Raw genomic sequence first — 19,539 nt, forward strand, 5'->3', positions numbered from 1 at the left:
TCGCAGGCATTGATGATAGTCAACGGCCCGCGCGGCGCATGGCCTGCACGGGCTTCGCCCGCTTAATTCATCAGTCACTGACGCTAGGTTCACCATGGCTCAATACGTCTTCACCATGCATCGGCTGGGAAAAGTTGTTCCGCCGAAGCGGGAAATCCTGAAAAATATTTCGCTGTCCTTCTTCCCCGGCGCCAAGATCGGCGTGCTCGGCCTCAACGGTTCGGGTAAGTCCACGCTGCTGAAAATCATGGCCGGCGTCGACACCGAGTTCGAAGGCGAAGCGCGCCCGATGCCCGAACTGAACATCGGCTACCTGCCGCAAGAGCCGATCCTGGACCCGACCAAGACCGTGCGTGAAGTGGTCGAAGAAGCGGTGGCCGTGATCAAGAACGCCCAGGCCCGCCTGGACGAGGTCTACGCCGCCTACGCCGAAGAAGATGCCGACTTCGACAAGCTGGCCGCTGAACAGGCCAAGCTCGAAGCCATCCTGCAGGCTGGCGACGGCCACAACCTGGAGCGCCAGCTGGAAGTCGCCGCCGACGCGCTGCGTTTGCCAGCGTGGGATGCCAAGGTCGAATTCCTCTCCGGCGGTGAAAAACGCCGTGTGGCCCTGTGCCGCCTGCTGCTGTCGGCTCCCGACATGCTGCTGCTCGACGAACCGACCAACCACTTGGACGCCGATTCCGTCGCCTGGCTGGAGCACTTCCTGCACGATTTCCCGGGCACCGTGGTAGCGATCACGCACGACCGCTACTTCCTGGACAACGTCGCCGGCTGGATCCTCGAGCTCGACCGTGGCGCCGGTATCCCTTACGAGGGCAACTACTCCGGTTGGCTGGAAGCCAAGTCCGACCGTCTGGCCGCCGAATCCAAGCAGCAATCGGCCCACGAAAAAGCCATGAAGGAAGAACTGGAGTGGGTGCGCAAAGGCGCCAAGGCCCGCCAGTCCAAATCCAAGGCACGTCTGCAACGCTTTGAAGAAATGCAGTCGCAGGAATTCCAGAAGCGCAGCGAAACCAACGAGATCTACATCCCGGCCGGCCCGCGCCTGGGTGACAAGGTCATCGAATTCAAGAACGTCTGCAAAGGCTATGGCGACCGCGTGTTGATCGACAACCTGTCGTTCTCCATGCCAAAAGGCGCGATCGTCGGCGTTATCGGTGGTAACGGTGCGGGTAAATCCACACTGTTCCGCATGCTGATGGGCAAGGAAACCCCGGATTCGGGCAGCATCGAAATCGGTGAAACCGTGCAACTGGCCTGCGTGGATCAAAGCCGCGAAGACCTGGACGGCAGCAAAACGGTATTCCAGCAAGTCTCCGAGGGGTCCGACCAGATCCGCATCGGCAACTATGAGATTCCGTCGCGCACTTACGTCGGCCGTTTCAACTTCAAGGGCGGCGATCAACAGAAGTTCGTCAAGGACCTGTCCGGTGGTGAGCGCGGTCGCTTGCACCTGGCACTGACCCTGAAAGAAGGCGGCAACGTGTTGCTGCTCGACGAACCGTCCAACGACCTCGACGTTGAAACCCTGCGTTCCCTGGAAGAAGCCCTGCTGGACTTCCCGGGCGCCGCCATTGTGATCTCTCACGATCGGTGGTTCCTTGACCGCGTCGCGACGCACATCCTGGCGTACGAAGATGACTCCCAAGCGGTGTTCTTCGAAGGTAACTACACCGAGTATGAAGCGGACCGTAAGAAGCGTTTGGGCGATGCTGCTGCCCAGCCGCACCGCGTGCGGCACAAAAAACTGGCCTGAGTTGGGCTGGTTTGAAAAAGCGGAGCCTTCGGGCTCCGCTTTTTTTTGCGTGTGTTTCAGGAGGACCGCGGTGGATTTATCGCAGGCAAGTCAGCTCCCACCTTCGACCGCATTTCACATTGGCAACCCGATCAAATGTGGGAGCTGGCTTGCCTGCGATAGCGGTTTCACGGATGGTGCATTTACTGATTTGAAATCCCCTTAATGGTGCAAAAAATCATAGTAATTTATATATAAAGCACCATTTAAATTCACAAAGGCGACATTTTGCGCTTTTCAGGTGCAACATGAATTGCTAAGGTCCGGCTCAATCTCATTTAAAAACAATCAATTTGCCGAGACTTCTCCATGATCGAATCTGTCGAATCGTTCCTTTCCCGCCTCAAGAAACGCGACCCCGACCAGCCGGAGTTCCACCAGGCCGTAGAAGAAGTCCTGCGCAGCCTGTGGCCGTTTCTTGAAGCCAACCCCCACTACCTGACCTCGGGCATTTTGGAGCGCATCTGCGAGCCGGAACGCGCGATCACCTTCCGGGTGTCGTGGGTGGATGATCACGGCAAGGTGCAGGTCAATCGCGGGTTTCGCATCCAGATGAACAGCGCCATCGGCCCCTACAAAGGCGGCCTGCGCTTTCACCCGTCGGTGAACCTGGGCGTGCTGAAATTCCTCGCCTTCGAACAGACCTTCAAAAACTCCCTGACCTCGCTGCCCATGGGCGGCGGCAAAGGCGGCTCGGACTTCGACCCCAAGGGCAAGAGCGACGCCGAAGTGATGCGCTTCTGCCAGGCGTTCATGAGCGAGCTGTACCGCCACATCGGCGCAGATGTGGATGTGCCGGCTGGCGATATCGGCGTGGGTGCGCGTGAAATCGGCTTCCTGTTTGGCCAGTACAAACGCCTGAGCAACCAGTTCACCTCAGTGCTGACCGGCAAAGGCATGGCCTACGGTGGCAGCCTGATCCGCCCTGAAGCCACCGGCTTTGGTTGCGTGTACTTCGCTGAAGAAATGCTCAAGCGCAACGGCCAGCGGGTGGAAGGCAAGCGCGTGGCCGTCTCCGGTTCCGGCAACGTCGCGCAATACGCAGCGCGCAAAGTCATGGACCTGGGCGGCAAGGTGGTTTCCCTCTCCGACTCCGAAGGCACCTTGTATGCCGAAAGCGGTTTGACCGAGGAGCAATGGTCGGCGCTGCTAGAGCTGAAAAACGTGCAACGTGGCCGCATCAGCGAACTGGCCGAGCGCTTTGGCCTGGAGTTCCGCAAAGGCAAAACGCCTTGGGAGTTGGCCTGCGATATCGCGCTGCCCTGCGCCACCCAGAACGAACTCGACGCCGACGCCGCCCGCACGCTGCTGCGCAATGGCTGTATCTGCGTGGCCGAAGGCGCCAATATGCCAACCACGCTTGAGGCTGTGGATATCTTTATCGAGGCGGGCATTCTGTTCGCACCGGGCAAAGCCTCCAACGCTGGTGGCGTGGCCGTGAGTGGCCTGGAAATGTCGCAGAACGCCATGCGCCTGTTGTGGACCGCGGGCGAAGTCGACAGCAAATTGCACAACATCATGCAGTCGATCCACCATGCCTGCGTGCATTACGGCGAAGAAAACGGCCGGGTCAACTACGTGAAGGGCGCGAACATCGCGGGCTTTGTGAAAGTCGCTGATGCGATGCTGGCCCAAGGCATCGTCTAGGCCTCGGGTTCGACCCGCAGCACTTCGATCAACTGATCGCCGACGGGGCGCTTCCACAGTACTTCGTCGCCGACCTGGGCGCCCAGCAATGCGCGGCCCAGCGGTGAGCCCCAGTTGATCAGATGGGCGTGGGCGTCGGCCTGGTCTTCGCCGACCAGTTGAATGCGTTGCTGCTCGTCCTGCTCGTTGGCAAAGGTGACCCAGCTGCCGATCTGTACCTTGTCGGTAGACGTCGCTGGTGGCATCACCTGGGCGCTTTGCACACGCTGGTTGAAGTAGCGCAAATCGCGCTCAAGGTCCGCCAGCCGCTGCTTATTGTCCCGGGCGGATTCGAGGCTGTATTCCTGCTGCAACTGCGCAACCTTGGCCTGCAACTGCGCTAACCCTTGCGCGGTGAGACGATTGGGCTGCTCACTCACCAGGCGCTCCACCGGCTGGTCAGCCTGGGCGGCGGCGTTGTCTTCATTTACAAAAGCTCGGCTCATGGAGTTCTCCCTCTATGGAGTTTGGGCCATGGTCGCCGCGTGATCGTTCCCACGCTCTGCGTGGGCATGCAGCCCTGGACGCTTTGCGTCCGCTTTTCAGAAAAACCACCTACTACTGGCGATAGACGCGGGCAGCGTCGCGATCCTTCTCCTGTTGCCAGGCGCGTTCACGGTCATCCCAGTGGTTGTCCTTGTAGTCGCGCAACTCCTCGTTCTCGCGCATGGCCTTGCACTGGCGAAAGCCATCTTCCCAGCCTTCGGCGTATTGACGGTCTTTGAGATAGCGCGGCACATTCTTGCGAAACTCCCCACTGATGACCCCAGCGGCCTGGCGACCACTGCTGCAACCGTCGTCAAAGCCATCGGCAAAGGCCGGAGGATAACCCTTGGCGATCAAATCCTGATGGGTGGACTGGCAACCCGACAACCACACTAGCGCACACAGCATTACCGCAGACCGCCACATGGCGTACTCCCTGGCCGCTTTACGGCTGATAGGGGAAGTCTAGTCAGGGATTTGTCGGGGAGGCGTGAAAGGGCGGTGAGAAAAGTGTTGAGTTAAAGGGCCAGGCCACGCTCTGCGCGGGAACGATCTAAAGACAGGCGCTGTCCTGTGGCGAGGGAGCTTGCTCCCGCTGGGGCGCGGAGCGGCCCCAAAAGATCGGGTCTGCTGCGCAGCCCAACGCAGGGCAAGCCTGCTCGCCACAAAGGGGGTTATGTCGTCTGGTCGGTCGTCAATGCGGCATGTTCAGCCAGCTCTTGCTGAATAAACGCCGCAATCATTGCGCGATACACCTGCTCAGTGACCTCAGGGTTGGCGCCCACCGCCTCGGATAAACCCCGCACTTTGGCGATCACCTGTTCAACCCGTTGCGGCGCCTTGACGCCATCGGCGTCTTTCTTAAAGCGCGCAGCCTGGGAAACGTAGTGGCCGCGCTCGGCCAGCAGGGTGACGATTTGTTGGTCGAGGCGATCGATGTTTTCGCGGACTTGTTCAAGGGAGGTGCAGTTAACAGCCATGTTGATGGAACTCCTGATTGCGATGTGTCGGGATATGCACGGACCAAATGTGGGAGCGGGCGTGCTCGCGAAAGCGGTGAGTCAGTCAATGCATCATTACCTGGACGACCGCCATCGCGGGCAAGCCCGGCTCCCACCTTTGAACTGTGAACGGCGCAGAGCTCAAGTCAGGCGCAAAAAAGTGTGGGAGCTGGCTTGCCTGCGATAGCGGTATGTCAGCTAAAAATCAACAACTGACACTCCGCCATTGATCGCTCCCACGCTCTGCGTGGGAACGATCCGGGGTGGTTAGTAGTGATACCACTTCACTTCAAGCATCACTTCATTCACTGGCGTCGACAAATGGCTGTACTCACGCTGGGCACTCAACCGCAGGCCCAGGTTGCGCGACAATTCCCACTGCTGGTTAAGGCTGATACTGCGCCGCACTTCGCCATTGGTGAAGAAATCACCCTTGGCCTCAAGGCTCAGATTCCCCAGCGGGTTTTTCCACAGCACGCCGGTGTTGAACCCGGCAGCCGGTGAGATGGCTTCGCTGAAGTCGTTGTTATGCTCCACACGTACGGTGCCGAGGGCAAAACCCAGCATGTCGTCGGTGAGTTGCCAGGTGCCGCCGGCGCCGCCGTTGACGTGGGCAACCAGGGTTTCGTCGTCGTGTTTGCCTGGCACGCGCTCCAGACCGCCGGTCACTTGCCAGGACCACGGTTGCAACAGCGCGTTGCGCGGGGTCAGGGAGCGGATGGTGGCCAGGTCGAGTTGCTGCAGCTGCCAGTGGTTGCCTTCGTACTGGCGCAGTTTCATTTGCAGGATTTCGATCTGCGCGCCCAGCGGGAAGCCTTCGGCGTTGTCGTTGAGGTCGTGGTAGGCCATGCGCAGGCCGTATTCGCCGAAGGTTTTGCTGCCGCGGGTGCCGATGCCGGCTTGCCAGGTGCGCGACTCGTGGCCGTCTTCGGGCAGGCCGGGGCGTTCGATTTTAAGGTCGGGCGCCGGGTTCTGGTTGATCGCGCGCAGCAGTTCGAAGCTGCGTTGCGAGCGTTCGGTGTCGCGCTCCAAGCCATTGGCGCGGTAGCGGCCGAGGCGATAGGCGGCGTCGATAATCAGTGCCTGACGCTCGCGGGGCAGGGCTTTGAAGGCCGGCTCCTGCAATTGCTTCTGGTCGTCGCTGATTTTCAGCACCCATTGCTGCTCGTCGCCATCCAACGGTTTGGCGCGTTCGAGCAGTTCACGTTCGCGGGACGGGCGATAGTCGATTTTCTCCACCAAACCCGCTTCTTTTACCGCTTTGACGGTGTCGGTGGGGATCGCCGTGAGCGGGAATTGCTCGGTCAGGCGCAGGCTCGGGCGCGCCACTTGCAGCAGCTCCAGCAGGCGATAGGAGCAGTTTTCATCAAAGAAGAAGTAGTCGAACTGGATCTGCTTGAGCTCCCACACGTGCTCGACCATGCGCTTGGTCTCGACTTCGGTGAGGTTCAGGCGGTATTCCCACAGGTCGCGGTTTTCGAGGCTACGGTATTCCGAGAGCTTTTCCTGGTACGGCACCAGCGCGAACAGGCCGGGGTAGCCGCCCATCAGGCCTTTCCAGGCATAGAGAATGCTGTTGTCGGAGCCTTCGATATAGGCGCCGAAGTTGATCGCGTAGCTCAGCAGCGCGGTGTTGTTGCTCTGCACGTCAGCCTGGTCGATACGCAGCAGGGTGTGGCCGAACATCGACGACGGGCTGTTGAGGTAGGCCGCCGGGAAGATCATCACCGCGCTGTGGGGCGCGACGTCCTTGAACCATTGGGTGAATTCTTTGCACTCCAGCGCGGGCAAGTCGGTGAGGTTCAACTGACTCTTGAGCCAGCGGGTACGTGCGGGGTAAACGCATTGGGCGTGCTTTTCGCCGAGGCTGGCCGGGGCGTACAGCGCCTCCACGGTGGCCTGCAGTTCCTGGTCCGGGTGGTGGGCGCCATCGGGGGCGAGGAAGAACTTTTTGTCGCTGACATAGCTGCGCCAGCCCTTGAGCTTGCCGGCTTCGTAATGGCCCAAAGACAGCCAGAACGGATCGTTGGCCAGTTGCTGCAAACGTTGATCATCAATATGCGGGGCCGCGTACAGCGGGGCGCAGGCGAAGAGTGCCAGCCAGGCAAAGCGTTTGAGCATAAGGGCAACTTAAGTCGGAAGTAGTGAGACCCAAAGGGGAGGCGGGCCCAAAAATAGAACCAAAAATAAAACCAGAAATAAAACCCGCGCCTCGAAAGGCGCGGGCCAGTCGAGCTTAAGCCTGGGTGGCGTATTTGGCCAGGCGGGTATCGCTTTTCAGTACAGCCAGGGTGTTGTTGTGCACGTCGTCGGCGGTCACGTCAGCTTTGCTGAAGATCTGCTGGAAGTGCTCGTGGGTCACGGCCGCGAAGTGCTCGCGATCTTCCGGTGCAACGCCCAGTACCACCGCGTAGGTGGTCAGCGCTTCGCCGTTGCCTTTGGCCATGTCTTCGGACAGCTCGTTCATCATGCCATTCATGGCAATCCAGGACTTGCCGCCGTAGGTCAGGGCGCTGTTGGTGCTGCAACCGTTGGTGCCCGAGGTCATGCCGAAGGTGGCGTTACCCGAGGTGCCGTTGGTGGTGGAAGCAAGGAAGTGAGCCGGAGTACCGCGCTGGCCTTCGAACAGCATGTTGCCCCAACCGCAGTTCGGGCCACCTGGCGATTCAGCCATTGCATTGAGGGAGACAACGGTGAAGAGAGTACCAAGAAGGATCCGTTTCATAGCTTTGTTCTCTTTGTGTGCAAACCAATGGACAAGGGTTCAGGCGCGTCGCAGCGCCCTAGGGGCCAGTTATTAGTCCAACCCGCGCAGTTTGGAGTTTAGGCACGTTCCTAGGGTTCCGTTATTTTTTATAAAACAATCCGTGTGGTTGTCGAGCGTGGCAGCGATTTTTTTGTAAGACGCATCCCCTGTCTATGCTTTCCCACAGGCTCGCCTTGCCAGAGCGCGTCAGCGAGAGCCAGAATGCCGTCATCTGCCCCGCCTGATGTAAGGAAGCCCGATGCCTGATCCTGTTGCTGCCAGCTTGCGTCTAGCGCCCGAAGCGCTGACTCGCCCTTTCTCCGCTGAACAGTTCAGCTTCTCGACCACCAATGATTTGGAGCCCTTTCGCGGTGTGCTTGGCCAGGAACGCGCAGTAGAAGCGTTGCAGTTCGGTGTGGCGATGCCACGCCCCGGTTACAACGTGTTTGTCATGGGCGAGCCCGGTACAGGCCGCTTTTCGTTCGTCAAACGCTACCTGAAAGCCGAAGGCAAACGCCTGCAGACCCCGGCGGACTGGGTCTACGTCAACAATTTTGACGAGCCGCGCGAACCGCGTGCCCTGGAATTGCCGGGCGGCGCTGCGGCGGCGTTCATCGCCGATATCAACGGCTTGGTCGACAACCTTGTCGCCACGTTCCCGGCCGTGTTCGAACACCCGACCTATCAACAGCGCAAAAGCGCCATCGACCGCGCCTTCAACCAGCGTTACGACAAGGCGTTGGACGTGATCGAGCGCCTGGCGCTGGAAAAAGACGTGGCGCTGTACCGCGACAGCTCCAACATCGCCTTCACGCCGATGCTCGACGGCAAGGCGCTGGACGAAGCCGAGTTCTCGCAACTGCCGGAAGTCGATCGCGAGCGCTTCCACACGGATATTTCCGAGCTGGAAGAGCGGCTCAACGAAGAACTGGCCAGCCTGCCGCAGTGGAAGCGTGAGTCCAACAACCAACTGCGCCAATTCAACGAAGAAACCATCACCCTGGCCCTGCAACCTTTGCTGGCGCCTCTGTCGGAAAAATACGCAGAGAACGCAGGCGTTTGCGGTTACCTGCAAGCCATGCAGGTCTACCTGCTGAAAACCGTGGTTGAGCAATTGGTCGACGACGCCAAGACCGACGCCCAGGCGCGCAAGCTGCTCGAAGAGCAATATTGCCCAAGCCTGGTGGTGGGCCATTCGGTCAATGGCGGCGCGCCGGTGGTGTTTGAACCGCACCCTACCTACGACAACCTGTTCGGCCGTATCGAATACAGCACCGACCAAGGCGCGCTCTACACCACCTATCGCCAGTTGCGTCCGGGCGCGTTGCACCGTGCCAATGGCGGTTTCCTGATCCTGGAAGCCGAGAAAATGCTCAGCGAGCCGTTTGTGTGGGACGCGCTCAAGCGCTCCTTGCAGTCGCGCAAGCTGAAGATGGAGTCGCCGCTGGGCGAGCTGGGCCGCTTGGCCACCGTGACCCTCAACCCGCAGATGATCCCGTTGCAGGTCAAGGTCATCATCATCGGCTCGCGCCAGCTGTACTACGCGTTGCAGGACGCCGACCCGGACTTCCAGGAGATGTTCCGCGTGCTGGTGGACTTCGACGAAGACATCCCGATGGTCGACGAAAGCCTGGAACAGTTCGCCCAGTTGCTCAAAACCCGCACCTCGGAAGAAGGCATGGCGCCGTTGACCTCGGACGCGGTGGCGCGGTTGGCCACTTACAGCGCACGGTTGGCGGAACACCAAGGGCGTCTGTCGGCGCGCATTGGCGACTTGTTCCAACTGGTCAGCGAGGCGGACTTTATCCGCCACCTGGCGGGCGACGAGATGACTGATGCCGGCCATATCGAACGGGCGCTCAAGGCCAAGGCCACGCGCACCGGGCGTGTATCGGCGCGGATTCTCGACGACATGCTCGCCGGGGTCATCCTGATCGACACCGCCGGTGCGGCGGTCGGCAAGTGCAACGGGCTGACCGTGCTGGAAGTCGGTGATTCGGCGTTCGGCGTGCCGGCGCGGATTTCCGCCACGGTGTACCCGGGCGGCAGCGGCATTGTCGACATCGAGCGCGAAGTTAACCTCGGCCAGCCGATCCACTCCAAGGGCGTGATGATCCTCACCGGTTACCTGGGCAGTCGTTATGCCCAGGAATTCCCGCTGGCGATCTCGGCCAGTATCGCGTTGGAGCAGTCCTACGGTTACGTGGACGGTGACAGTGCGTCGTTGGGCGAGGCGTGTACCTTGATTTCGGCCTTGTCGAAAACGCCGCTCAAGCAGTGTTTTGCCATCACCGGCTCAATCAACCAGTTTGGTGAAGTGCAGGCGGTGGGTGGGGTCAACGAGAAGATCGAAGGCTTCTTCCGCCTCTGCGAAGCCCGCGGCTTGACTGGCGAGCAGGGCGCAATCATCCCGCAGGCCAACGTGGCCACGCTGATGCTCGACGAGAAGGTGCTGCAAGCCGTGCGCGACGGGCAGTTCCATATCTATGCCGTGCGTCAGGCCGACGAGGCGCTGAGCCTGTTGGTGGGCGAGCCTGCCGGTGAGCCGGACGAAGAAGGGCAATTCCCCGAAGGCACAGTGAATGCGCGCGTGGTTGAGCGGTTGCGTGCGATCGCCGAGATGATCAGTGAGGATGATTTGAAGGAGGCGGAGAAGGAGCTGGCGCAGCAGGCGTTGGCGCAAACCCAGCCAACCTGATCTGCAGTTCGGAACGCGGTAAATGTGGGAGCTGGCTTGCCTGCGATAGCGGTGGGTTAGCCAGCAGAAGTGTCGGCTATGAGTCAGTCATCGCAGGCAAGCCAGCTCCCACATTGGATCGGTGGTGTTTCGTCACAAAATTGACTCCCATTTCAGGGACCAACGCCCGTTGGTCCCTACAACCTTGGTTTGTACTGGTTTTCTTCTATTCTGACTTTTAGGGATATCCACAGGAGTCGCAGGACAGAGACAGCCTCCCCGCGTGATTGAGGCTGAACACCGATCTACCGAGGGTCGCCGCCATGTCGCGCAACCTTTGCCTTACCCGCCAATGCCTGGGCCTGGTCACCCGTATCGAATGCTCCATTCGCCCGCTCGCGGGGGATAACGGCATGTGGACCTTATTGTTTGCTGCCGGCATGACCGGCGAGCAGCCGTCCACCATCAAGTCCCAAGGCCCGTTCCATGGGCCATTCGTGGCGGAAACCATTCTGGAGTCGATTGTGCAAAGCCTGACCTTGCACGGCTATGCGCTGGCCGATGACCCGCAGATCTGGTGCCTGCACCTGCAGGCCCATCTGCGACAACTTAACGGCGGGCGCTCGCATCCGGTCAGCGATACTCACCATTGATCGTTCCCACGCTCCGCGTGGGAATGCCGCTCCGGACGCTCCGCGTCCCGCAGCCAGCGCAGGTTCAAGCCGTGTGCAGGTGACGCGGAGCGTCACGGGATGCATTCCCACGCGGAGCGTGGGAACGATCGATAGCCTGACGTTGCATGGCTATGCGCTGCTGATGACCTGCAGATCTGCGACAACTCAACGGCGGGCGAGGGCGATTGGCGCTGTGATGATCGTTCCCACGCTCCGCGTGGGAATGCCGCCCCGGACGCTCCGCGTCCCGCAGCCAGCGCAGGTTCAAGCCGTGGGCAGGTGACGCGGAGCGTCACGGGATGCATTCCCACGCGGAGCGTGGGGACGATCGGCGGGGTTACTTGCTCTCGGGCTTATCCAGCTTGACCTCAAAACCGTATTGCACGGTGTTCAGTTCGGTGCGCTGGTAGCTTTCCAGGCTGGTGGGCTGGCCGTAGAAGTAATGCACATCAAACAGCGCCGTGCCGTATTCCTCGGCGCGGTGGCTCACGCCGAGGATTTCCTTGAGGTACTTGCCCGTGGCGTCCTTGGCGTAGAAGCGCCAGCTGTCGGCGGGGAATTCCTTTTGGTCGACGATCAGCGCGTTGTCCTTGAGCGATAGGCCTTTAGGCAGCTTGGCCACGTCTATCGTGTTTTTTTCGATGGTGGCCAAAAACAGCGGCACCGAGCCCACCACAAAGGCCGGGTTTTCCGGGAACAGGTTGAGGTCATAGGTGAGTGTGCCGCTGCCGGCGTTCAGCTCGAAGGCCTCGGTGGGCAGTTCAATCGGCTCGCCGCGCTCGCCTTTGTCGTCCGCCGTGAAGAAGGTGATGGGCGCGTCGCTGTTGTTGCGATCAGCACCGACCAGGTCGTCATTGAACGTGAACGGGTGGTCAAACACGATCTTTGCCGCGCTGGCGTCTTCGGTCGACTGGGTGATGGTCACGCTTTTTTTCAGCTGGTCCTCGGTCATGGCGGCGTCTTTAAGCCAACTGGCGGCGCTGTCGTCGTACACGGTGACCGGCATCGGCAGCGCTTGCACGCTGCTTTGCAGGCTGTTCTTGTCGAAGCGCTGCACCGGCAGGTCCAGGTCTTTGCGGGTGAGGGTGGCTTTGGAGAAGTCCAGTACATCGACCTGCAGGGTGTCGATCAGGCCATTGAAATACACCTTGGCGTAGTGGCTGCTCTGTTTGTGCTCGAAGGCTTTTTGTTCGTCGGTGAGTTGTTTTTCAAAGGCATCCGACCAGGCCTTCTGCTTTTGCATCTCGGCCAGTTGTTTCTCGTAGAACGCCACTTGCGCGGCATTTTCGTTGATTGAACCCGAGCGGGTCAGGTACTGCCCGGTGCTGTCGCGGGCCTGCACCAGCAATGGGTTGGGCGATTCATCGCCGACTTCCGGCGCCAGCGGTTCGCTGTTGGTCAGTTCAATCTCGGCGTAGTTTTTTTCAAGCAACAGCAGGTTGAGGGTGATATTGCCTTCGGTGCGCTTGTGGCCTACGTCTTTTTTCGACAGGTCGAAGGTCAGCACCTTGCCCGGCGCGACCACTTCAACCGAGCCTTTGAGGCTGACGGGCTGCGGCTGGCTCTTGTTGTCGGTCTCGACGCCTTCGATAAACGGGTAGGTCACGGTCAAGTCATCGGGGTTGGTCAGGTTGGAGCTGCTGGGGCTCAACTGGATACCCGGGTCGGTTTCCGACCATTCCGGCTGGAAGGGGATGACTTTATTGTTGCTCAAGGTCACCGACTGCCATTCCAGGCCGTGGGGGAAGGGGAACTGGTCGGGGCTGTTGAAGCTGAACGGGAATACCGGCTGCAAATCGGTCAGGTAGTCGGAGTGCGAGGCTTTGCGCAGCACGAACAGGCCGTTGATGTAGGTGTCGACCAAGGCTTGGGGCGTGGGGTAGTGCGTGAGCAGGGCCAGGGTATCTTCACCGTATTCGGCTTCGATGGGCTTGTTGGCGAGCTTGACGCGCGCCCGTTCCAGCAACAGCAGGGAGCCGCCGAGGTCGGCGATGGCGTCTCTGAGTTTGGGGTCTTGAATGCTGTCCAGCGATTGTTCGAACTTTGCGGTTTTCTCTTCGAGGGTGGCCTGCTTCTGCTCTTCTTTCGGGGAGCAGCCACCAGCCATCAGCAACACCGCACACAGGCCAAGGGTGGCCAAAGGGGATCGCACATCCGTCATCTGAATCTTCCTGTCCGACATCATCGAGCCGAGTGAGAGGACTCGACACTAGCAGAAAAATTCTCTTACAGATGCCGTACAGATCAGTTTTCTCGTGGTTCCAGCTGTTTGGAGGCGGCTGGTATACTCGCGGCCATTTTTAGCCTGGCTGTGTGAGATCTGATGGAACGCTTTATCGAAAATACGATGTACGCCTCGCGCTGGCTGCTGGCGCCGATTTACCTGGGGCTTTCCCTGGGTCTGCTGATCCTGGCGCTGAAGTTTTTCCAGGAAATCATCCACGTCCTGCCCAACATCTTCACCATGTTGGAATCGGAAGTGATCCTGTTGCTGCTGTCGTTGATCGACATGGCGCTGGTCGGCGGTTTGCTGGTGATGGTGATGATTTCCGGCTACGAGAACTTCGTCTCGCAGCTGGATATCGATGAGAACAAAGAGAAGCTCAACTGGCTGGGCACCATGGACTCTTCGTCGCTGAAGATGAAAGTGGCGGCTTCCATCGTGGCGATTTCGTCCATCCACCTGCTGCGCATCTTCATGGACGCCAAGAACGTCGATCCGCAGCATTTGATGTGGTACGTGATCATCCACATGACCTTCGTGGTCTCGGCGTTTGCCATGGGTTACCTGGACAAGCTCACCAAGCACTGATGCCCCGCGTTAGCCTTACTGCGTCACAAAGTAGTAAGGCTGGCGGCCGATCTTCATTTCCTTGATCACGTTGACCTTCTCGCTCAACTGTTCGGTGCGGTCCAGCAACGCAATGTTGCCGGGCTTGGCGGTGAGGAAGCTGCGCAACTCGGCTTCGGTCTGCAGGATCGGCAAGTACGCCTGCAGATAGAACACGCTGGCCCCGGCGATACGCTCGTTAGGCTGGAACAGCACCACGTCCTTGCCTTCGGTTTGAAAGGCTTTGGCCTGGCTGATCACCGGCACGAACGACTCGCGTTTGTCGGCCTTTGGCGCGAACCAGAACGCGGCGCTCATATAGCTGAGGATGGCCAGGGTAAAAGCACCGACGATCACGCGCCGGTGGTAGCGGTAAATCGCCGGTTTGTGGGCTTTAAGCCATTCCAGCAACACCCCGGCATATTCCGCGGCCAGCACGGCGGCGGCTGGCGTGAGGGCCATCAAATAAACCGTGCGTTTACTCGACGCCAGGGTCAGCAGGGTGAACTGCGCCACCAGCCACACGCTGAAAAACAGGCGGTAGCGGTTGCGCACCAGGCTTTTGCGAAAGTGCCACAGGCCCAGGTACACCAGGATATTCCACGGCAAAAAGGCTTCGGGCAGCTTGGCGATGTAGTAGTAGATCGGTTCGTAATGCCCGGCCTCGACGAAGGAGCCGCTGAAGCGTCCTACGCTGTTGGTCCACAGCACTTCAGCCACCGCCTGCATACCGCCGCGCTGGAACAGGAAGCCCAGCCAGATCAACAGCGGCACCAGCGCCAGCAGCGTGAACAACGCCGGCTTGAGCCAGTCGCCGATGCGCAGGCGTTTATCCATCAGGCTGGTGCTGAGCAAATACACAAAAATCACAATGCCCGGCATCGCCAGGCCCAGCACGCCTTTGCTCAACGTGGCGATGACCATGCCGACGGTAAACATCGCCCAGGCCCAACCACTTGAGCCTTCGCGATCAGTCCGCACGGCCTGGTAGAACCCCAGCAGCGCTGTGGTCACGCCGAGGCTGAGCAATGAGTCCTCACCCACGCCGCGCACATTGCCCCAGTAACTGGCCATGGTCGCCAGGATCAGCGCGGCGCAGAACGCCAGGGTTTGCGGCCGCCCGAACTTGCGCAGCATCGCGTAAAACAGCATCACACTGAACAACCCGGCGAACGCCGACGCCAGGCGCACCGCCCAACTGGTGCCGCCAAACAGGCGAATGGCGCCAGCATCCAGCCACAGGCTCAGGGGTGGTTTTTCCAGGAAGGGTTCACGGAACAGGCGCGGGATCACCCAGTCATTGTCCAGGTGCATGGCCATGGCGATCCCGGCGACGCGGGCTTCGGTGGAGCCTTGCAGCTCATGGCTGCCAAGGGCGAAGAAGAACAACACAGCAACGAGAAGGAGCAGCAGAGGAACGGGACGCGTCATGGTTCTGGCTACCGAAGCAGGGGACCGCTCGGGGGAGCGGCCATGTTAATCGGTCAGTATATGTATCCGTTTCTTAACATTTCGTGAACGAGTGTGGGGTTTTTGTACGGCTCGCTCAGCCCCGTATTCAAGGCAGTTTCAAGCTGGGCAGCGCCGCTTTGCCTGGCTCGGTGAGTACCGGTTCCAATTGCGCCCAGGTGAAGCTCAACTCATTGTCGCAGCCGTCGCCCGTGGCGCGCGTGGAGAGTTGCAGGCCTTGAGTGTTGAAGCTCAGGTCGAAACTGTCGTAACTGGTGATTGCCGGGCAGCCCTCGTCGGTGGTGGTTTGTTTGGCCAGCCAGGCGCTGAAGGTGGCAGGCAACTTCACGTGCCCGGAGTAGACGTCATACCCTTGTTGTTGGCCACCGAGCCAGGTCCACGGGTCAACACGTTCGCCGGTTTGCAGGTTCCAGGAGTGCAGCCCCCAACTGATGCCCCGCGCGCCAGTGCCCGCCGCCCAGCGATAGAACTTTACGGTGATGAATTGCGATGACCAATACGTAGGCTCGACGTCGATTTCGCTGGTGTAGCCCGAGCCGTTTCGCCCGAGGTACTCACGACGCTCCTGGAAATAGTCCGCCTGCGCCTCATCGCTGACGGCCAGGGCGGCGAGTTGCTGGTTGATCTTCTGAATCGCCGGGCTGTCGCCTTCGAGCTTGATCGTGACCTGTGCGCCTTGGGCCTTGAGCAAATAAGCGTGGTTTTCGAAGCTTTTTTTCTCGGTCTTCACCGGCAGCGGCGCGGCTTCCATGGGCGCGTTGTAGGCGTCGCTGCCGCAGCCGTCGGTGCTGATGCGTTTCAAGGCCAGTGGCAGCGATTTGGCGTCCTTGGTTTTGCTCCAGGCGCCCGCGAGCGTATCGCCCTGAGGTTTGTCCAGCTTCCACAGCCCGGTATTGCCGGCTTCCACCCACGGTGCGTTGTCGTTGGCCTGGGTCAGTTGGATCGGTGTGAGAATGCGCTGATAGTAGTAGCTGCCCTGTTCGCCGTCGGCGCCGTTGAAACAGGCGGTGATGGCGGATTTACCCAGCGTGCCCTGCCACACGCCCGCGAGGTCGGCGGCGTTGGCGAGGAAGGGCGTGAAGGCGAGGGCGATGACGGCGAGGGGCTTGAGCACGGGTATCTGACTTCCGGTTGTCTGATAAAGGTCGTCAGGGTAATGGGAAAGAGGTGTCTACGAAACCTGGGGCGATTCAAACACCTTTTTTTTAGATAGGGTAACTCTCGGTTTTTATATCCTTAGTCATTAAGAATATTGGTGCCTGGCAGGTTGGCAGGGTACTAATCGCTACTTTGCCCCTTGGCAGTTCGGGCGTTCTACTGCTGCCTAACCAAGGCCTGTCACCCATGGAAAGTCCGAGCATCGAATACACCGACAAGCAGCGCTGGTTTGCCTTAACCAAGATCAATACCCTCTCGGCACTCTCGCAGATCGTGCAGATCGGCACCGTTACGCCACTGCTTTCGCTGTCGCTGGAACAGCAAGGCGTGGAGCCGGCCAAGATCGGCGTGATCGTCAGCGCCTCGTGGCTGGCGATTCTGCTGCTGTACAAATGGGTGCCGCGTTTGCTCGCCCACCTGGGGCTGGTCAAGACCAACATCCTCAGTGCGCTGCTCACCGTTGGCGCACTGATCGGCATGACCTTGACCCACCACCTGGTGCTGATTTTTGCGCTGAATTTTGTCCTCGGTATCGGCCTGATCCTGCGCTGGATCGCCTGCGATACCTGGATCGTCGCCGTCGCTTCCAAAGACGAACGCGGCCGCGCGATTGGCGTACACGAAACCCTCATGGGCCTGGGCATCGCCGTCGGCCCGCTGCTGCTGGTGGTCTTCGGCGTCGGCAGCGCCGCGCCTTACTACGCCTGCGCCGTCATCGTCCTACTCTCCGGCCTACTGGCACTCACCCTCAAACCCTACGACACCCAACCACAAACCCCGGCAGAAAAACGCTACGGCAAATTATTCAGCGTCATCCCCACCGCACTCTGCGGCGCGTTTATCGCCGGCTTCGCCGAAACCTCATCCGTATCATTCCTGGCCAGCTACAGCCTCTCGGCCGGCTACCTGCTCACCGCCGCGACCCTGCTGATCTCAGTCTTCGGCATCGGCGGCACCCTGCTGCAACTGCCCATCGGCTGGATGGCCGACCGCAGCTCCTACAAAATCGGCCAACTGGTCTGCGGATTGATCCTGCTGCTAGGCACCCTCGCCATCCCATTCAGCCAGCCGCTTCCCTGGTTGGCGACGCTCATCGTATTCCTCTGGGGCGGCGCGATTGGCGGCATGAATACCCTGGCCGTGATCGAAGCGGGAGATCGGGTGGGGGAGCATCAGGTGTCTACGGCGATGACGGCGATTGCGATGTTTTATACGTTGGGGAGTGTGTTGGGGCCGATTGCTACGGGGGCGACGGTTTCTTATGTGAGTGGGGATGGGTTGATGATTGCGGTGGGGGTGGTGGGGGTGGTTTTTGTGGGGATGTTGGTGTTGCGTAGAGATACGGCGCGGGGGTGATTGGGGGCGAATTTCAGGTACAAAAAAAGACGTCTGTGGACGTCTTTTTTGTTGAAGGGCCTTCGGCGTAAATGCCGTTGAGCTGTAGGTATGGTGGTTTACTAAAATTGGATGTTTCATTTGGCGAAAATTCTCGCCACAAAGAAGGGGTGAAATCAAGCAGTGTTCATTCTCCTGGGGGCGCTCCAAGAATAGACGGATCAACTCGGAACCTCTTTTTTGACGCTCTCGTCGAGTGGCGTTCAGCAGGTCTATTGCTGAAGCAGAGGGGCGTCAATTGACCCGATGAGTGAATGATTTCGCTATGTGAAGGGTTTTTTTGCTTTCCTTAATAAGTAAGGTTGTTTTTTATTTATGCCTTAAAAATATATATAAACTTGTCAAAAATAGTTGAATATTTAATTCATCTGCGCGCGTTCAGCATCTAATCTATAAACTCAATTACGGAGGGGGATTTATGTTGATCTTTATGAAGTCGATGATTATTGGACTGTGCATAGCAGCCCCCGTCGGCCCAATAGGCCTTTTATGTATACAGCGCAGCCTTATGCGAGGCTGGAGGTCAGGTTTTGCAACAGGGTTAGGGGCAGCAACCGCCGACGCAATGTATGGCTTTATAGGCGCGTTAGGGATCACCGCGATTATCACAACACTGATTATGTTCAAACCCTGGCTGTGCATTTTCGGCGGGCTTTTTCTGGCGTACATCGGCTACCAGACGATAAAGTCAAAGGAGCCTGCAACCGCCTTGTCGGGCGAACGGGCCGGCATGATGAAAGCCTATTCGACGACATTGCTTTTGACCTTATCGAACCCGATGACCATCTTGTCGTTCATCGCCATATTCGCGTCAATGAGCGATGGCATGGTCGGCGACCAAGGCCAGCCTTCAGTGTGGCCAATGGTGACCGGTATATTTCTAGGTTCCGCGGTTTGGTGGCTTGGATTAAGCGGTTTTTCCTCCGCATTCAAAACCAGAATATCCAAGTCAAAACTCAAATTGATTAACTACTTTTCCGGATCGACCATCACCGTCCTTGGTGCGTATCAAGTGGTCACCGGTGTCATGCTTGCCGCTGCTGCATAAGGGCCACAGGGAGCGTGCAGCGGCCCCTATTAAAGCGCTAGGGGCTGCATTTTTAACTCGATATAGGCTTTCAAACGTCCTATCGCGAGATAGATGTCTGATACGGTTGCACTGCTAAAAGTAAGCGTCTGCCCAACACATCTTGCTCAATGTTCAGCGTTTGTCTGGGAGAAGGAAATCTACCTCGTAGATACCCCGTGCCGCACGGATGGTCACAGGGGGTGTGACTGGCCTTATGTCACTCAACTCCCATGCGAGCCAGCCATCCTCAAAATAGCTTGCACAGGCCGCTTGCATATCAGCGAGGATGAAGGGACGCACGGCTTTCACGCGCACAATTGCCACGGCAATACCGTTATCGTCTTCGTCCCCATCGTTATGGAGAAATCGCTCGTTTTCCACAATCAGGAGATCCTCGCAAGGATCTAAGTCTGGAAGCCAACGACGGACTTCGAGGATTTTCTCGCCAGAAGCGATTCGGCCGCCACTGGGCCGTACAATTGATAAAGCCTTTATGGCTTTCTCCTAAAAATTAGACGCTTGGAAAATAGTCGCTTCGACAGGATTCCA

At 59.0% G+C, this 19,539-nt stretch carries 16 protein-coding genes; 7 read left to right on the plus strand and 9 right to left on the minus strand.

Annotation, left to right across the window (positions count from 1 at the left end):
- Positions 1 to 94 precede the first annotated feature (94 nt).
- Positions 95 to 1,759, plus strand: coding sequence for an energy-dependent translational throttle protein EttA (gene ettA, locus HBO23_RS11605; RefSeq protein ID WP_056858231.1), 1,665 nt, complete (start codon positions 95 to 97; stop codon positions 1,757 to 1,759).
- A gap of 348 nt (positions 1,760 to 2,107) precedes the next feature.
- The gene (gdhA, locus tag HBO23_RS11610) at positions 2,108 to 3,445 is read left to right on the plus strand and encodes an NADP-specific glutamate dehydrogenase (protein ID WP_170038113.1); all 1,338 of its coding nucleotides are present in this window, start codon (positions 2,108 to 2,110) and stop codon (positions 3,443 to 3,445) included.
- Here gdhA and HBO23_RS11615 read toward each other — a convergent pair.
- From HBO23_RS11615 to HBO23_RS11635, 5 genes are all read right to left on the minus strand, one after another.
- Positions 3,442 to 3,930, minus strand: a complete 489-nt coding sequence (locus HBO23_RS11615) for a GreA/GreB family elongation factor (protein WP_017139298.1) — start codon at positions 3,928 to 3,930, stop codon at positions 3,442 to 3,444. The genes gdhA and HBO23_RS11615 overlap by 4 nt on opposite strands.
- A 112-nt stretch (positions 3,931 to 4,042) precedes the next feature.
- Positions 4,043 to 4,396, minus strand: a complete 354-nt coding sequence (locus HBO23_RS11620; RefSeq protein WP_099547623.1) for a hypothetical protein — start codon at positions 4,394 to 4,396, stop codon at positions 4,043 to 4,045.
- 248 nt (positions 4,397 to 4,644) lie between these two features.
- Positions 4,645 to 4,950, minus strand: a complete 306-nt coding sequence (locus HBO23_RS11625; protein ID WP_017139296.1) for a chorismate mutase — start codon at positions 4,948 to 4,950, stop codon at positions 4,645 to 4,647.
- A gap of 288 nt (positions 4,951 to 5,238) precedes the next feature.
- On the minus strand, positions 5,239 to 7,092 hold the full coding sequence (locus HBO23_RS11630; RefSeq protein ID WP_065911148.1) for a DUF4105 domain-containing protein: 1,854 nt from the start codon (positions 7,090 to 7,092) through the stop codon (positions 5,239 to 5,241).
- A gap of 115 nt (positions 7,093 to 7,207) precedes the next feature.
- A complete protein-coding gene (locus tag HBO23_RS11635) occupies positions 7,208 to 7,696 on the minus strand; it encodes a DUF3015 domain-containing protein (protein WP_017139294.1) in 489 nt (162 codons plus the stop codon).
- A 280-nt stretch (positions 7,697 to 7,976) separates the two neighbouring features.
- Here HBO23_RS11635 and HBO23_RS11640 point away from each other — a divergent pair, with 280 nt between their 5' ends.
- A complete protein-coding gene (locus tag HBO23_RS11640; protein WP_056858239.1) occupies positions 7,977 to 10,415 on the plus strand; it encodes an ATP-binding protein in 2,439 nt (812 codons plus the stop codon).
- A gap of 302 nt (positions 10,416 to 10,717) precedes the next feature.
- Positions 10,718 to 11,047, plus strand: a complete 330-nt coding sequence (locus HBO23_RS11645; protein ID WP_099547625.1) for a hypothetical protein — start codon at positions 10,718 to 10,720, stop codon at positions 11,045 to 11,047.
- 358 nt (positions 11,048 to 11,405) lie between these two features.
- Here HBO23_RS11645 and HBO23_RS11650 read toward each other — a convergent pair whose 3' ends face one another.
- The gene (locus HBO23_RS11650) at positions 11,406 to 13,229 is read right to left on the minus strand and encodes a hypothetical protein (protein WP_017139292.1); all 1,824 of its coding nucleotides are present in this window, start codon (positions 13,227 to 13,229) and stop codon (positions 11,406 to 11,408) included.
- A gap of 162 nt (positions 13,230 to 13,391) precedes the next feature.
- Here HBO23_RS11650 and HBO23_RS11655 point away from each other — a divergent pair, with 162 nt between their 5' ends.
- Complete coding sequence (locus HBO23_RS11655; RefSeq protein ID WP_017139291.1) at positions 13,392 to 13,880, plus strand: TIGR00645 family protein; 489 nt, start codon at positions 13,392 to 13,394, stop codon at positions 13,878 to 13,880.
- A 15-nt stretch (positions 13,881 to 13,895) separates the two neighbouring features.
- On the opposite strand, the gene HBO23_RS11660 is transcribed toward HBO23_RS11655, so the two are convergent.
- A complete protein-coding gene (locus HBO23_RS11660) occupies positions 13,896 to 15,329 on the minus strand; it encodes a glycosyltransferase family 39 protein (protein WP_017139290.1) in 1,434 nt (477 codons plus the stop codon).
- 127 nt (positions 15,330 to 15,456) lie between these two features.
- Positions 15,457 to 16,482, minus strand: coding sequence for a hypothetical protein (locus tag HBO23_RS11665; protein WP_170038115.1), 1,026 nt, complete (start codon positions 16,480 to 16,482; stop codon positions 15,457 to 15,459).
- Positions 16,483 to 16,712: 230 nt separating this feature from the next.
- Between HBO23_RS11665 and HBO23_RS11670 the strand changes: the two genes are divergently transcribed.
- Complete coding sequence (locus tag HBO23_RS11670) at positions 16,713 to 17,882, plus strand: MFS transporter (RefSeq protein WP_170038117.1); 1,170 nt, start codon at positions 16,713 to 16,715, stop codon at positions 17,880 to 17,882.
- A 457-nt stretch (positions 17,883 to 18,339) separates the two neighbouring features.
- Positions 18,340 to 18,969, plus strand: a complete 630-nt coding sequence (locus tag HBO23_RS11675; RefSeq protein ID WP_017139287.1) for a LysE family transporter — start codon at positions 18,340 to 18,342, stop codon at positions 18,967 to 18,969.
- A gap of 153 nt (positions 18,970 to 19,122) precedes the next feature.
- Here HBO23_RS11675 and HBO23_RS11680 read toward each other — a convergent pair whose 3' ends face one another.
- Positions 19,123 to 19,485 carry an ASCH domain-containing protein gene (locus tag HBO23_RS11680; protein WP_099547629.1) on the minus strand — a complete coding sequence of 121 codons (363 nt, stop codon included), beginning with the start codon at positions 19,483 to 19,485 and terminating at the stop codon, positions 19,123 to 19,125.
- Positions 19,486 to 19,539 lie beyond the last annotated feature (54 nt).

It is taken from the genome of Pseudomonas sp. WS 5532 (assembly GCF_012985445.1).
In the GTDB taxonomy this organism is placed as follows: Bacteria; Pseudomonadota; Gammaproteobacteria; order Pseudomonadales; family Pseudomonadaceae; genus Aquipseudomonas; species Aquipseudomonas edaphica.